10 protein-coding genes are annotated in these 13,668 nt (G+C 64.3%); 3 read left to right on the top strand and 7 right to left on the bottom strand.

Annotated features, from left to right (window positions below):
- Nucleotides 1–301: 301 nt before the first annotated feature.
- The 3 genes from ACZ899_RS17510 (at nucleotide 302) to ACZ899_RS17500 (ending at nucleotide 1,792) form a co-directional block, all read left to right on the top strand.
- The gene (locus ACZ899_RS17510) at nucleotides 302–1,075 is read left to right on the top strand and encodes a ParA family protein (RefSeq protein WP_198745742.1); all 774 of its coding nucleotides are present in this window, start codon (nucleotides 302–304) and stop codon (nucleotides 1,073–1,075) included.
- A gap of 62 nt (nucleotides 1,076–1,137) precedes the next feature.
- The gene (locus ACZ899_RS17505) at nucleotides 1,138–1,446 is read left to right on the top strand and encodes a type II toxin-antitoxin system HigB family toxin (RefSeq protein ID WP_234561601.1); all 309 of its coding nucleotides are present in this window, start codon (nucleotides 1,138–1,140) and stop codon (nucleotides 1,444–1,446) included.
- Nucleotides 1,436–1,792 carry a helix-turn-helix domain-containing protein gene (locus ACZ899_RS17500; protein ID WP_110735277.1) on the top strand — a complete coding sequence of 119 codons (357 nt, stop codon included), beginning with the start codon at nucleotides 1,436–1,438 and terminating at the stop codon, nucleotides 1,790–1,792. Before ACZ899_RS17505 ends, ACZ899_RS17500 begins: the two co-directional genes overlap by 11 nt.
- Before the next feature lie 6 nt (nucleotides 1,793–1,798).
- Here the strand turns inward: ACZ899_RS17500 and trxC are convergent, their stop codons facing one another.
- The 7 genes from trxC to betI form a co-directional block, all read right to left on the bottom strand.
- Nucleotides 1,799–2,233, bottom strand: coding sequence for a thioredoxin TrxC (gene trxC, locus ACZ899_RS17495; RefSeq protein ID WP_203648428.1), 435 nt, complete (start codon nucleotides 2,231–2,233; stop codon nucleotides 1,799–1,801).
- Between the two features lie 129 nt (nucleotides 2,234–2,362).
- Entirely contained in the window at nucleotides 2,363–3,823 is a 1,461-nt protein-coding gene (gene selO / locus ACZ899_RS17490) for a protein adenylyltransferase SelO (protein WP_234561602.1), read from the bottom strand.
- Nucleotides 3,824–3,985: 162 nt separating this feature from the next.
- Entirely contained in the window at nucleotides 3,986–7,291 is a 3,306-nt protein-coding gene (mscK, locus tag ACZ899_RS17485) for a mechanosensitive channel MscK (protein WP_203648424.1), read from the bottom strand.
- 35 nt (nucleotides 7,292–7,326) lie between these two features.
- Nucleotides 7,327–9,069 (bottom strand): potassium/proton antiporter, encoded by a 1,743-nt coding sequence (locus ACZ899_RS17480; protein WP_110735265.1) that lies wholly within the window; start codon nucleotides 9,067–9,069, stop codon nucleotides 7,327–7,329.
- A 247-nt stretch (nucleotides 9,070–9,316) separates the two neighbouring features.
- Nucleotides 9,317–11,014, bottom strand: a complete 1,698-nt coding sequence (gene betA, locus ACZ899_RS17475; RefSeq protein WP_203648422.1) for a choline dehydrogenase — start codon at nucleotides 11,012–11,014, stop codon at nucleotides 9,317–9,319.
- Between the two features lie 76 nt (nucleotides 11,015–11,090).
- Nucleotides 11,091–12,563: a betaine-aldehyde dehydrogenase gene (gene betB / locus ACZ899_RS17470; RefSeq protein WP_234561603.1), complete on the bottom strand. Its 1,473-nt coding sequence runs from the start codon at nucleotides 12,561–12,563 to the stop codon at nucleotides 11,091–11,093.
- A gap of 38 nt (nucleotides 12,564–12,601) precedes the next feature.
- Nucleotides 12,602–13,258, bottom strand: coding sequence for a transcriptional regulator BetI (gene betI / locus ACZ899_RS17465; protein WP_110735256.1), 657 nt, complete (start codon nucleotides 13,256–13,258; stop codon nucleotides 12,602–12,604).
- Nucleotides 13,259–13,668 lie beyond the last annotated feature (410 nt).

Below are 13,668 nucleotides of genomic sequence, written 5' to 3'. Positions count from 1 at the left end.
CGCCCTGTGGGACTTCCTTGCCTTGGGGATGACTCGGAACACAGACCTTGCAGGGTGGCGCTTTGCCGAGTGGCGCGCATTATCCCGGTGACGGAGGTGTGTAGCAATTAGTCGTTACATTCCTGTCAGTCAGACATTGCATTTGCGCAGAAGTATCGAATCGAATCTGCTGCGTAAGGGTTTTCCGACGGCTGGTCAGTGACAGGTTGTCGGTCGCTGGCCGCCCAACTTGAGTGAAGTGCTGGCCATAAGCGGTGCGGCGCCACATACTCGGGCATTCGTTGATACACGGAGGTCTGTCATGCGGCGCGTGGTGTTCAATCAGAAAGGTGGCGTGGGCAAGTCGAGCATTGCCTGCAATCTTGCGGCGGTCAGTGCCAGCGAAGGCTATCGGACCCTGCTGATCGACCTGGATGCCCAGGCCAACTCGACCCAGTACCTCACCGGCCTGACCGGCGACGACATTCCCATGGGCATCGCCGACTTCTTCAAGCAGTCGCTGTCCAGCGGGCCGTTCGCCAAGAAGAACAAGGTCGACATCTACGAAACCCCCTTCGACAACCTCCACGTGGTGACCGCCACCCCGGAGCTGGCCGACCTGCAGCCCAAGCTCGAGGCCAAGCACAAGATCAACAAGCTGCGCAAACTGCTCGACGAGCTGGATGAAGACTACGAGCGGATCTACATCGATACGCCGCCAGCGTTGAACTTCTACGCGGTTTCCGCGCTGATCGCTGCCGATCGCGTGCTGATCCCCTTCGATTGCGACAGCTTCTCGCGCCAGGCGCTGTACGGCCTGCTGGCCGAGATCGACGAACTCAAGGAAGACCACAACGACGAGCTGATGGTCGAGGGCATCGTGGTCAACCAGTTCCAGTCACGGGCCAGCCTGCCCCAGCAGATGCTCGACGAGCTGCTGGCCGAAGGCCTGCCGGTGCTGCCGGTTTACCTGGGCAGCTCGGTGAAGATGCGCGAGTCCCACCATGCCAGCCTGCCGCTGATCCACCTGGAGCCACGGCACAAACTGACCCAGCAGTTCGTCGAGTTGCATGATCTGCTGGAGCGCAGCGCCTAGACGGTACTTGCGAGCAGTACCGATCCTGACTAAAATCTCCCAAAACGGGAGATTGCGCCGGGATGCGTATTATTGCAAAGCGATCGTTGGTCCGGTTCTGGGAGCTGCCCGGGCATGAGGATGCCAAGGCGCCCCTGGAAAGCTGGCATGACCTGGTGCTCAAGGCCGATTGGTGTTCTCCACAGGACGTGAAGGCGCAGATCGGCAATGCCAGCATCTGCGCGATCAATCGTGTGGTGTTCAACATCGGCGGCAACAAGTATCGGCTCGTGGTGGAAATGCAGTATCGGGCAGGTATTGCCTGGGTGAAATTCGTCGGAACGCACAAGCGCTATGACGAGATCGACGTGGAGACGATCAATGAATATTAAGCCCATTCGCAGTGATGATGACCTGCAGGCCGCCTTCAAGCGGCTGGAAGCCATTTTCCAGGCCGAAGCCGGGACGCCGGAGGCGGATGAAATGGAAGTGCTTGTGACATTGATCGAAGTTTATGAGAACAAGCACTATCCGATTCATTCAGCGGGCCCGATCGAGGCGATCAAGTTCTGCATGGACCAGCAAGGGCTGACGCCGCGTGATCTTGAGCGCTATATCGGTCCGAGCGGTCGCGTTTCCGAAGTATTGAACGGCAAGCGAGGCTTGAGCCTCTCGATGATCAAGCGCTTGCATGATGGTCTGAGGATTCCCTATGAGTCCCTTCTGGCCAGTGTGTGAGCGTATCTAGACTCCTTGGCTGCGTAGCCACTCCAGCAACGACTGCAGCGGAAACGCCCCAGCCTGGCGCGCCACTTCACGGCCATTCCTGAACAGGATCAAGCTGGGGATCGAGCGGATACCGAGCTGGCCGGCGAGGTTACGGTTGGCCTCGCTGTCGAGCTTGGCCAGGCGGCAGCGGCCGGCGAGCTGGCGCGCGGCCTGTTCGAACACCGGGGCGAAACTCTTGCAGGGGCCGCACCAGTCGGCCCAGACATCCAGCAGCAACGGCAGGTCGCCCTTGATCTGGGCGGCGTAGGTGCTCTCGTTCAGGTCGAAGGGCTGAGCGAGCAGCACGTCCTGCTTGCAGCGGCCGCATTTGGGGCTGTCGCCCAGGCGCTCGGCGGGTAGGCGGTTGAGGCCGTTGCAGTGGGGGCAGGGGATTACCAGGGGTTCGGACATTTTATCTCCTTGATATTGCTGGGGCTGCTGTGCAGCCCTTTCGCGGCACAAGGCCGCTCCTACAGGGGTATGCGTTTTCCTGTAGGAGCGGCCTTGTGCCGCGAAAGGGCCGCGCAGCGGCCCCGGGGTTCATGACGAGCAACTGATCTCCAGGTGCTTGCCCCACTCCGGCGGACGCTCGGCATAGGCCTGCATCCCGGGTTGCTCCTCAAACGGCTTGCCCAGTACCTGGTGCAGCCGCCGCACTTCACTGTAGTCGCCCGCCTCGGCGGCTTCGATGGCCTTCTGCGCCAGGTAGTTGCGCAGCACGTACAGCGGGTTGACCGCATGCATGCGCTCACACCGCCCTTCAGCGTTGCCCGGCTCGCGTTCGCAGCGCGCCTGGTACTCGATGCCCCAGGCGTCGAAGCCGGCCAGGTCGATGAAGTCATCCCGCAGCACCTGCAGGGCCTCGGCCACGGGCTGCTCGCCCAGACGGCGGAAGAACAGGGTGTAATCCACGCCACCCCGCTGCATGCACTGCAGCAGTCGTTCGACCAGTGCCATGTCGTCGTCCTCGGCGGTGGTCAGGCCCAGGCGGCGGCGCATCAGGTCCAGGTAGTGCGCCTGGTACAGCGGCAGGAACAGTCCCAGCGCCTCCTTCAGCGGCTCGACCTCGATCACCGTGGTCAGGGCCTGGGCGAGGGCGCTGAGGTTCCAGTGGGCGATCGGCACCTGGTTGGCGTAGCTGTAGCGGCCCCGGTCATCGGAATGGTTGCAGATGAAGTTGGCGTCGAAGTCGTCGAGGAAGGCGTAGGGGCCGAAGTCGAAGGTGATGCCCAGGATCGACATGTTGTCGGTGTTCATCACCCCGTGGCAGAAGCCATAGGCCTGCCAGCGGGCGATCAGTTCGGCGTTGCGTTCGACGATGGTGCGGAACATGGCCAGGTAGGGCTGCTCGGCGTCGCGGCACTCGGGGTAGTGCTGCTCCAGCACATGGTCGATCAGCACCCGCTGTTGTTCCGGTTGCTTGGTGTAGTAGAAGTATTCGAAGTGGCCGAAGCGCACGTGGCTCTGGGCCAGGCGCAGGAGCATGGCGGCGCTCTCGCGGGCTTCGCGCCATACCGGGGTGCTCGAGCCGATCACGCACAATGCGCGGCTGCTGGGAATGCCCAGGGCGTGCAGGGCCTCGGAGGCGAGGAATTCGCGGATCGACGAGCGCAGCACGGCGCGGCCGTCGCCCATGCGCGAATAGGGGGTCTGGCCGGCGCCCTTGAGGTGCAGGTCCCAGTGCTCGCCGGCCTCGTTGAGGATCTCGCCCAGCAGCAGGCCGCGGCCGTCACCCAGGCGCGGGTTGTAGGAGCCGAACTGGTGGCCGGAATACACCATCGCCCGAGGGTCGGCCTCTTCCCAGAGCTTGTGGCCGCTGAACAGCTCGGCGAACACCGGCAGTTCGGCCTGGGCCGGGTCGAGGTCGAGCAGGGCCATGGCCGATTCGCTGGCGACGACCAGGCGTGGATCGGCGATCGGGTCGGGCAGGACCTGGGTGGAAAACGCGTCGCCGAGTTGGGCGAAGCGGTTGTCGAAGGTGAGTTGGTCGAGGGACTTCACGGGGCCTGCTCCTGGATTCGATGCCATTGGGGTCGCTGTGCGGCCCTTCGCGGGTAAACCCGCTCCCACAGGGATCGCGCTTGCTCTGTGGGAGCGGGTTTACCCGCGAACGAGGGCGAAGCCCTCGCCGGCATTCTGGGCGGTTACCCCTTTGACGTCCACTCAGACGGGAGGCGTGCTGTCCGGCTTGCGCTCCATCGGGATCAACTGCTGCTTGCCACCCTTGGTATCCATCAGGAACACCTCCACCTGGCGCACCGAGATCTTGATGTTGTGCGCCTTGAACTCGCGGTTGATATAGCGGTTCAGTTCATCCAGCGTCGGGTTGCGGTCACCCAGGTCGCGCACGTGCATGCGCAGCTCGTGGTCCAGCGAACTTTCGCCGAAGTTGAGGAAGTACACCAGCGGCTCCGGGTCCTTGAGCACCCGCGGGTTTTCGTGGGCGCCCTTGAGCAGCAGGTCGCGCACCAGGTCCAGGTCCGAGCCGTAGTCGATGCCCAGCTTCAGCGTCACCCGGGTGACCGTGTCGGTCAGCGACCAGTTGATCAGCTGGCCGGTGATGAAGGTCTTGTTGGGGACGATGATGTCCTTGCGGTCGAAGTCGGTGATGGTGGTGGCGCGGATGCGGATCTTGCTCACCGTGCCGGACAGGTTGCCGATGGTGATGGTGTCGCCGATGCGCACCGGGCGCTCGAACAGGATCATGATGCCGGAGATGAAGTTGGCGAAGATCTCCTGCATGCCGAAGCCCAGGCCCAGCGACAGTGCCGCCACCAGCCATTGCAGCTTGTCCCAGCTGACCCCGAGGGTGGCCAGGGTGCTGACGATGCCGACGCCGGCAATCACATAGGACAGCAACGTGGTGATCGCGTAGGCGCTGCCCTGGGCCAGGTTCAGGCGCGACAGCACCAGCACTTCGAGCAGGCCCGGCAGGTTGCTGGCCAGGGCCACGGCGATACCGGCGATGACCATGGCGCCGAGCAGGTCGCCGAGGCTGATCGGCACCATGCTGGCCGCCGCGCCGGTGCCGCTGCTGTACTCGTAGAGGGTGATGTTGTTGAGGTAGGCGAACACCGTGATCAGGTCCGCCCATACCCAGTACAGCCCGCCGATGAAGCCGCCGAGCAGGGCCAGGCGGATCAGGCGCAGGGACTGCTGGTTGACCTGCTCGATGTCCAGGGTCGGCTCCTCGACCACCACTTCGCCGTCCAGCCCTTCCTTGGCCGCCTGGCGTTTGCTCAGGGCGCGCTGGTAGGCCAGGCGCCGTGCCGCCACCGACAGGCCGCGCACGAACGCGGCCTCGATCACCAGCCAGAACAGCAGCAGGTAGAGGGTGTAGATCAGCCGGTCGGTGAGCTTGAGGGCGGTGTAGTAGTAGCCGAAGCACACCGCCACGAACAGCGCGATGGGCAGAGCGGTGAAAGCCACCCCGACGGCCTTGCGGAACAGCGAGGTGTTCTGGTGCGCCGGGCTGCTCAGCAGCAGGCGGCTGAGCAGCCAGGCCATCAGGGCGTAGCAGGTCAGCACCACGCCGATGCCCAGCACGTCCTCGGCCAGTGCCGACGGCTGGTGTTCAGCCACCGCCACCACGCCGACCAGGGCCAGCACCACGGTGCCGAGTCGGCGCACCCAGCCGCGCAGGAACTCGACCTGTGGCTTGTGCCAGCGGAAGTGGATCTCGGCCACGCCGCCCGGGGCGAGGATGCGGTAGGCGGTGTAGAACACCAGCCAGGCCTGGGCGATCTGCCACAGGGCGGCGCCGAGGTTGGCGTTCTGCCCGCGGGCGTCGAGCTGCAGGGCGTAGCTGCCCAGGGTCAGGGCCAGGGCCACCGGCAGGGCGAGCAGGATGTTGATCAGGATCGCCTGGGGCGTATGCCACTGGCTGTCGCGCTTGAAGTGGCCGATGTCCTGGTGGACCTTGCCCAGGCGCCGGTACAGCGCCTTGCGCCGCCACAGCAGGGCGCCGATCACCAGGATCAGCGGCAGGAACAGCAGCGGCTGTTGCACCAGGCCGTCAGCCAGTTCCTTGATGCCCGCGCCCCAGGGCAGGCTGGCCACCTGAGTGGTCAGGCGCTCGGGCACTTCGCGCAGCCATTGCCAGTCCAGCGGCTTGTTGCTGGGGATCCAGAACATCTGCTCTTCCAGGGTGGTGCGCAGGTTCTGGGCGGTGCTCAACAGTTGCTTCTGGTTCAGTTGCAGGGTGATGCATTCGTTGAGCAGCGCCGACAGCTCGCGGTTCAACCGCTCGAGCAGGTCGCTGCGGGTGATCGCCACTTCCAGCAGGGCCTTGCGCAGTTGCGGGGTGACATCTTCCTCGGGCTGGCTGGCCAGCAGCTTGTCCACATAGGTGGACGGGCTGCTCATCTGTTCGCGTTCCTGGTTGATCTCGAACTGGTAGAGGCGGATATCGGCGATCTGGTCGGCCAGGTTGCGGTCAAGCTTCAGGTGCGGCAGGGCCTGCTTCTGCTTGTAGAGGATCTTCGACAGCAGCAGGCTGCCCTTGAGCACGTTGATCTGTTCGTCCAGGGCCTGGTCGGCCTGGGTGAGACTGTCGAGCTGCTGCTTGGTGCGCAGGTTCTGCTGGGTCACCTCGTTGAGGCGGTCGGTGCTGCGCAGCAGGTAGTCGGACAGCTGCAGGTTGGCGGTGCTCTCGGTGGCCAGCAGGTTGCTGCCGCCGGCCTTCTGCGCCTCGATCGACTGGCGGGTGACGGCCTGTTGCGACTGGGCCAGGCGCTTTTCGTTGATCAGCGTCTGCAGGTCCTGGATTTCCTGCTCCAGGCGGGTGGCGCGCTCGATCAGCAGGTCGTGGCGGGCGTTGCCCAGGTCCTGCAGCACGCTGTTGCCGGCCAGTTCCTGGCGGCGCAGCAGGGTCAGGGCGTTGAGCGAGGCCAGTTCGGCGTTGAGCTGGTTGCGCTGGTCGGCGTTGATCGACTTGCCGTTGTCCTTGCCGCTCTTGAGGCTGTTGTTGATCTGCTGCACGCGCATCTGGTTGCTGCTGATCTCGGCCTGGGCGCGTTCAGGGCGGGTCTGCGAGTTGATGATCAGGCTGTTGGCTTCGGACAGCGCCTTCTGCAGGTCGCCCTGCTGGGTGCTGCGTTCGCTGAGCATCTGTTCGAGCTGCGGCACCGTCAGGCTGGCGTAGCGCTGCGCCACTGGCACGGCGTTGCTGGCCTTGAGCTTGATCAGCTCGCGCTGGCTGTCACGGATCTCCTGGGGAGCATTGGCCAACTGCTGCTTGAGGGCTTCGAGCTTCCTCTCGCTGTCGTCGCGGGCGTTGAGCAGCGCCAGGGTCTGTTCCAGCACCTGTTGCACGGCTTTCTGCTCGGTTTCCGGCAGCTTGCGCTCGGCGATCTTGCTCAGGCTGCTCTGGATGCCCGGGGTGGTCGGGATTTCCACCGCGCCGGCGGCGAACGAGAGGGTCAGGCACAGCCCCAGCAGGGCTGCGCGGCAATGGTCACGCAGGGACATAGGCAGAGTTCTTGTGTTACGCGGCAAATCGGAGTTTAGAGGAACAGCCCGGGGCCGGGGCGGGTACCTTCGGGGAATCTGACGCCCACTTTCTGGATCTTGTTCCCGTCCATGACCGCGACGGTCCAGATCGTGCCGTGCCATTCGATCTGGTCGCCTACTACTGGCGCGCCTCCGACCTTCTGTCGGATGAACTGCGCCAGCGGCATATTTGCGTCCAGACCGTCGAGTTTCAGGCCATAAAGTGCGGCCACCGCACCCAGCTCGGCATCGCCTTCGAGGACGAAGTCGCCGAAGAAACGCAGGTCCAGGCCACGTTGCGGCGCCTGGCTGAACAGCTTGCCCAGCGCCGGCAGGTTATGTTCGTGGCCGATCACGCAGAGCATGTCGCCGACTTCCAGCACGGTACTGCCCGACGGGTGCAGCAGTTGCTCGCCGCGGAACAACGCGGCGATGCGCGTGCCCTCGGGCATCTTCAGCTCGCGCAGGGCGGCGCCGATGCACCATTTCTCGGCACCCAGGCGGTAGACGAACAGCTCCCACTCGCTGGTGACGTGCACCTCGAGCGCGGAGCGGGAAATCGGCGCCGGGTCCGGCGGTACCGTGACCTTCAGCAGCTTGGCCATCCACGGCAGGCTGGTGCCCTGCACCAGCAGCGACACCAGCACGATGAAGAAGGCCAGGTTGAAGAACAGCTGGGCCTGGGGCAGGCCCGCCATCAGCGGGAACACCGCGAGGATGATCGGCACCGCGCCACGCAGGCCGACCCAACTGATGAAGCCCTTCTCGCGGCCATGGAAGGCCTTGAACGGCAGCAGGGCGGCCACCACCGACAGCGGGCGGGCCACCAGGATCATCCACAGCGCCAGGCCCAGGGCGGGCAGGGCGATGGGCAGCAGGTCGTGGGGGGTGACCAGCAGGCCCAGCACCAGGAACATGCCGATCTGCGCCAGCCAGGCCATGCCGTCGAGCATGTGCAGGATGCCGTGGCGGCTGCGGATCGGCCGGTTGCCCAGCACCAGGCCGCACAGGTACACGGCGAGGAAGCCGCTGCCGTGCAGGGCGTTGGTCAGGGAGAACACCACCAGGCCGCCGGCCACCACCAGGATCGGGTACAGGCCGCCGGCCAGGTTGATGCGGTTGACCAGTTGCAGCATCAACCAGCCGCCACCCAGGCCCATCAGCCCGCCGATGCCGAACTCGCGCAGCAGGTGGGTCAGCAGGCTCCAGTGCAGGCCGGTCTGGCCGCTGGCGATCATGTCGATCAGGGTGACGGTGAGGAACACCGCCATCGGATCGTTGCTGCCCGACTCGATCTCCAGGGTGGCGGTGACCCGCTCGTTCAGGCCCTTGCCGCCGAGCAGCGAGAACACTGCCGCGGCATCGGTGGAGCCGACGATGGCGCCGATCAGCAGGCCCTGGATCAGGCTCAGGTCGAACAGCCAGGCGGCGACCATGCCGGTCAGGCCGGTGGTGATCAGCACGCCGACCGTGGCCAGCGACAGGGCCGGCCACAGCGCCACGCGGAAGCTCGCCACCCGGGTGCGCAGGCCGCCGTCGAGCAGGATCACGGCGAGCGCCAGGTTGCCCACCAGGTAGGCGGTCGGGTAGTTGTTGAAGATGATGCCGCCACCATCGACCCCGGCGATCATGCCGACCGCGAGGATGATGACGAGAATGGGGATGCCCAGGCGCGATGACAGCGAGCTGACCAGGATACTTGCGCCCACCAGTAAAGCGCCGATCAGGAACAGGCTGTTGATGGTGCTCGCATCCAAAGGCGGTACTCCGGGACATCGCAGAGAAAAGGGACTTGTAGCGTGAACTAGCAGGTCGCGTGCCAATCGATTCTAACCTGATGAATTGGCAGGCTGTAAAGCGTTTCTGCAGATGTAGAAAAGGCACCTCGAGAGGTGCCTTTTGGATCAGGGTGGGAGCGGGCTTGCCCCGCGATGGTGTCCGTCAGAACAGCGATGTCAGCAGATCTCTCGCTATCGCGGGGCAAGCCCGCTCCCACGGGCCTGATCAGGCCTGCTTCACTTCACGCATCGGCTTGCCCTTCACCGGTGCATCGCCCGCCACGTAGTACTTGGCGGTGCTGCGCGGCAGCGGCTTGCGGCCACGGATCTTGTCCGAGATCTTCTCGGCGATCATGATCGTGGTGGCGTTCAGGTTGCCGGTGATGATCAGCGGCATGATCGATGCGTCGACCACGCGCAGGCCCTGCATGCCATGCACGCGACCTTCGCCGTCGACCACTGCCATGTCGTCGGTGCCCATCTTGCACGAGCAGGACGGGTGGAAGGCGGTTTCGGCGTGCTCGCGGATGAACTTGTCCAGCTCTTCATCCGTTTGCACGTGAGCGCCCGGGCTGATCTCGCGACCACGGAACGCGTCCAGCGCCGGCTGGGCCATGATTTCGCGGGTCAGGCGGATGCCGTCGCGGAATTCCTGCCAGTCTTGGTCGGTGGACATGTAGTTGAACAGGATGCTCGGGTGCTGGCGCGGGTTCTTCGACTTGGCCTGGATGCGACCACGGGCCGGCGAGCGCATGGAGCCCATGTGCGCCTGGAAGCCGTGCTCTTTCACGCCGTTGGAGCCGTTGTAGTTAATCGCGACCGGCAGGAAGTGGTACTGGATGTTCGGCCACTTGAACTCAGGACGGGTGCGGATGAAACCGCCGGCCTCGAACTGGTTGCTGGCGCCGATACCAGTGCCGTTGAACAGCCACTCGGCACCGATTTTCGGCTGGTTCCACCACAGCAGCGACGGGTACAGCGACACCGGTTGGGTGCAGGCGTACTGCAGGTACAGTTCCAGGTGGTCCTGCAGGTTCTCGCCGACGCCCGGCAGGTCGTGGACCACCGGAATGTCGAGGCTTTCCAGCAGGGCGCGCGGGCCGACGCCGGAACGCTGCAGCAGCTGCGGCGAGGCGATGGCGCCGGAGGAAACGATCACTTCCTTGCGGGCGCGGGCTTCGACGCGCTCTTCGCTGTCACCCACCAGGTAGGTCACGCCAACGGCGCGCTTGTTGTCGAACAGCACGCGATCGCTCAGGGCGTGGGTGACGATGGTCAGGTTCGGGCGCTTCTTGGCCTGGTCCAGGTAGCCACGGGCAGTGCTGGAGCGACGGCCGTTCTTGGTCACCGAACGGTCCATCGGGCCGAAACCTTCCTGCTGGTAGCCGTTGAGGTCTTCGGTGCGCGGGTAACCGGCCTGCACGCCGGCCTCGACCATGGCGTGGAACAGCGGGTTGTTGCCGGCTTTCGGCGTGGCCACGCTGACCGGGCCTTCGCCGCCGTGGTAGTCGTTCGGGCCGATGTCGCGGGTTTCGGCTTTACGGAAGTACGGCAGGCAGTCCAGGTAGGTCCAGTCTTCCAGGCCCGGCAGTTCAGCCCAGCCGTCGAAGTCCATGGCGTTACCACGGATGTAGCACATGCCGTTGATCAGCGACGAGCCGCCCAGGCCCTTGCCGCGACCGCATTCCATGCGGCGGCCGTCCATGTGCGGCTCCGGATCGGTCTCGTAGGCCCAGTTGTAGCGGCGACCCTGCAGCGGGAAGGCCAGGGCGGCCGGCATCTGGGTGCGGAAGTCGAAGCGGTAGTCGGGGCCGCCGGCTTCCAGCAGCAGCACGGTGACGCTGGCGTCTTCGGTCAGGCGGGTGGCCAGGGTGTTACCGGCGGAGCCGGCACCGACGATGATGTAATCGAATTCTTGGGACATGAAAAGTACCCTCGTTGGCGGTGGTCAGGGAGCGGAAACGCCCGTGCGCGAAGGCACGGGCGTGGCTAAACGGGGTTTAGAAAACCGAGTTGTAGCCGCCCAGCTCGACCTGGACCGACTTGATGCGAGTGTATTGAGCCAGCGAGCTGACACCGTTCTCACGGCCGACGCCCGACTGCTTGTAACCGCCAACCGGCATTTCCGCCGGCGACTCGCCCCAGGCGTTGATCCAGCAGATGCCGGCCTCGAGCTTGTGGATGATGCGGTGGGCGCGGCTGATGTCGTTGGTGCAGACGCCGGCGGCCAGGCCGTATTCGGTGTCGTTGGCGCGACGGATGACTTCTTCCTCGGTCTCGTAGCTGAGGATGCTCATTACCGGGCCGAAGATCTCTTCCTTGACGATGGTCATGTCGTCGCTGCAGTCGGTGAACACGGTCGGGGCCACGAACGCGCCCTTGGCGAAGTCGCCGTCCAGCAGACGCTCACCGCCGCACAGCACGCGGGCGCCTTCTTCTTTACCCTTGGCGATGTACGACAGCACGCTTTCCATGTGCTGGAAGCTGACCAGCGGGCCGAAGTTGGTGTTCTCGTCTTCCGGGTTGCCGGCACGGATGCGGGCGACGCGCTCGGCGATCTTGGCTTCGAAGGCGGCTTTCATCGGGGCTGGGATGAACACGCGGGTGCCGTTGGTGCAGACCTGACCCGAGCTGTAGAAGTTGGCCATCATGGCGATGTCGGCGGCCTTGTCCAGGTCGGCGTCGTCGCAGATGATCAGTGGCGACTTGCCGCCCAGTTCCATGGTCACTTCCTTCAGCGAGGAGCTGGAGGCGCTGGCCATGACTTTCTTGCCGGTGGTGGTGCCGCCGGTGAAGGAGACTTTTTCGATGCGCGGGTGCTCGGTCAGCCAGGTGCCGACTTCGCGGCCGCTGCCGGTCAGGACGTTGAACACGCCGTTCGGCAGGCCGGCCTCGGTGAAGATCTCGGCCAGTTTCAGGGTGGTCAGCGAGGTGACTTCCGACGGCTTGAAGATCATCGCGTTGCCGGCGGCCAGGGCCGGGGCGGATTTCCACAGGGCGATCTGGATCGGGTAGTTCCAGGCGCCGATACCGACGGTCACGCCCAGCGGCTCGCGGCGGGTGTAGACGAAGGACGATTCGCGCAGCGGGATCTGCTCGCCTTCGATGGCCGGTACCAGGCCTGCGTAGTACTCCAGCACGTCGGCGCCGGTGACGATGTCGACGTAGCGGGTCTCGGAGTACGACTTGCCGGTGTCCAGGGTTTCCAGCATGGCCAGTTCGTCGTTGCGCTCGCGCAGGATGTCGACGGCGCGGCGCAGGATGCGCGAACGCTGCATGGCGGTCATCGCGGCCCAGACTTTCTGGCCGCGCTCGGCGCTTTCGACGGCCTTCTCGACGTCGGCTTGGGTCGCGCGCTGCACGTGAGCGAGGACTTCGCCGGTGGCCGGGTTGATGGCTTCGAAGGTGGCGTCGCTGCCAGCGTCGACGTAAGCGCCATCAATGTAGAGTTTTTGCGTTCCGAAACGGGCCATAGTGTCCTCGCAAGTGCAGTGTGTGGTTGGCTGCCGCGTCACGCTCCTGCCGGTTGGCTGGTCGCTGCGCGCGGCTGTTCAGAGGCCTGGTCGGTTGTGCCCAGGGACTGCTGTTTAGCCAGTTGTAGATCCATGTATTCGTAAGCAATTCGTATTGCCTGGTCGGTGTCGAATGCATCTCCCGACAGGGCGCCACGCAGCCACAGGCCGTCGATCAGGGCTGCCAGCCCGCGGGCAGCCTTGCGCGCATGGTAGAGCGGCAGGACGCGGCGGAACTGGCAGCACAGGTTGGAATACAGGCGGTGATCGTTGATCCGCTGCAACCTGTGCAAAGACGGCTGGTGCATGCTGGAGGCCCAGAAGGCCAGCCAGGTTTTCATTGCCGGGCCATTCACCTGGCTCGCATCGAAGTTGCCTTCGATGATCACCTTCAGGTGGGCACGCGGGCTGTCGTCCGTGAGTGCCTGACGACGCGCGATCACACCCTCGTTGAGCATGTTCATGATGTAGCGCATCGTCGCTGCGATCAGGCCGTTCTTGTCCTGAAAGTAGTGACTGATGATGCCGTTCGACACACCGGCCAAACGGGCAATCAGCGCAATGCTGGCATCGCCCAGTCCGACCTGATCGACTGCCTGCAATGTGGCTTCGATCAACTGCTGGCGGCGGATGGGTTGCATACCGACCTTGGGCATCTTGCTATCTCCTCAGGCCTGCGGGCAGACGACAAGCGGCTACCTCGGCGAGGCCAGTCTATTTTGTTTTGATTGAACGTTCAATCAATAAAGAATAAGCTCTGCGACAATTTGTGCCATTGACAGTTTTCAGGACGGTCAAGAGGACACGAATCGACACCCCAGGAAATCGTGTAACCCCCGGAATACAAGGCGTTGACGGGCATGAGCGATGCAAAGGACAGATTCTGCCGAGCGGTCATGGACTGCGCGGTCGGCCCTTGGAGCGGGCCAGGTGGTCTGTGGCGAATGCGCGCACCTTCTGCTGAGTGCGTGGCAAGGCGACAGGCGGCCGGTCTGTTTTTTTTGCAGCGTTTCGATTCGGGATCACGGTTTCCAGGTGCCTTTTATAACACCTTGCGCAGTAGGGC

The organism is Pseudomonas sp. TE31087, assembly GCF_057284075.1.
This window is presented reverse-complemented; position numbering and strand designations above follow the sequence as displayed.

Excerpts from the sequence above, each read along its gene's own strand:
- ACZ899_RS17510 (WP_198745742.1), top strand. The coding sequence starts at position 302 with ATGCGGCGCGTGGTGTTCAATCAGAAAGGTGGCGTGGGCAAGTCGAGC.
- ACZ899_RS17505 (WP_234561601.1), top strand. The coding sequence starts at position 1,138 with ATGCGTATTATTGCAAAGCGATCGTTGGTCCGGTTCTGGGAGCTGCCC.
- ACZ899_RS17500 (WP_110735277.1), top strand. The coding sequence starts at position 1,436 with ATGAATATTAAGCCCATTCGCAGTGATGATGACCTGCAGGCCGCCTTC.
- trxC (WP_203648428.1), bottom strand. The coding sequence starts at position 2,233 with ATGTCCGAACCCCTGGTAATCCCCTGCCCCCACTGCAACGGCCTCAAC.
- mscK (WP_203648424.1), bottom strand. The coding sequence starts at position 7,291 with ATGTCCCTGCGTGACCATTGCCGCGCAGCCCTGCTGGGGCTGTGCCTG.
- betA (WP_203648422.1), bottom strand. The coding sequence starts at position 11,014 with ATGTCCCAAGAATTCGATTACATCATCGTCGGTGCCGGCTCCGCCGGT.
- betB (WP_234561603.1), bottom strand. The coding sequence starts at position 12,563 with ATGGCCCGTTTCGGAACGCAAAAACTCTACATTGATGGCGCTTACGTC.
- betI (WP_110735256.1), bottom strand. The coding sequence starts at position 13,258 with ATGCCCAAGGTCGGTATGCAACCCATCCGCCGCCAGCAGTTGATCGAA.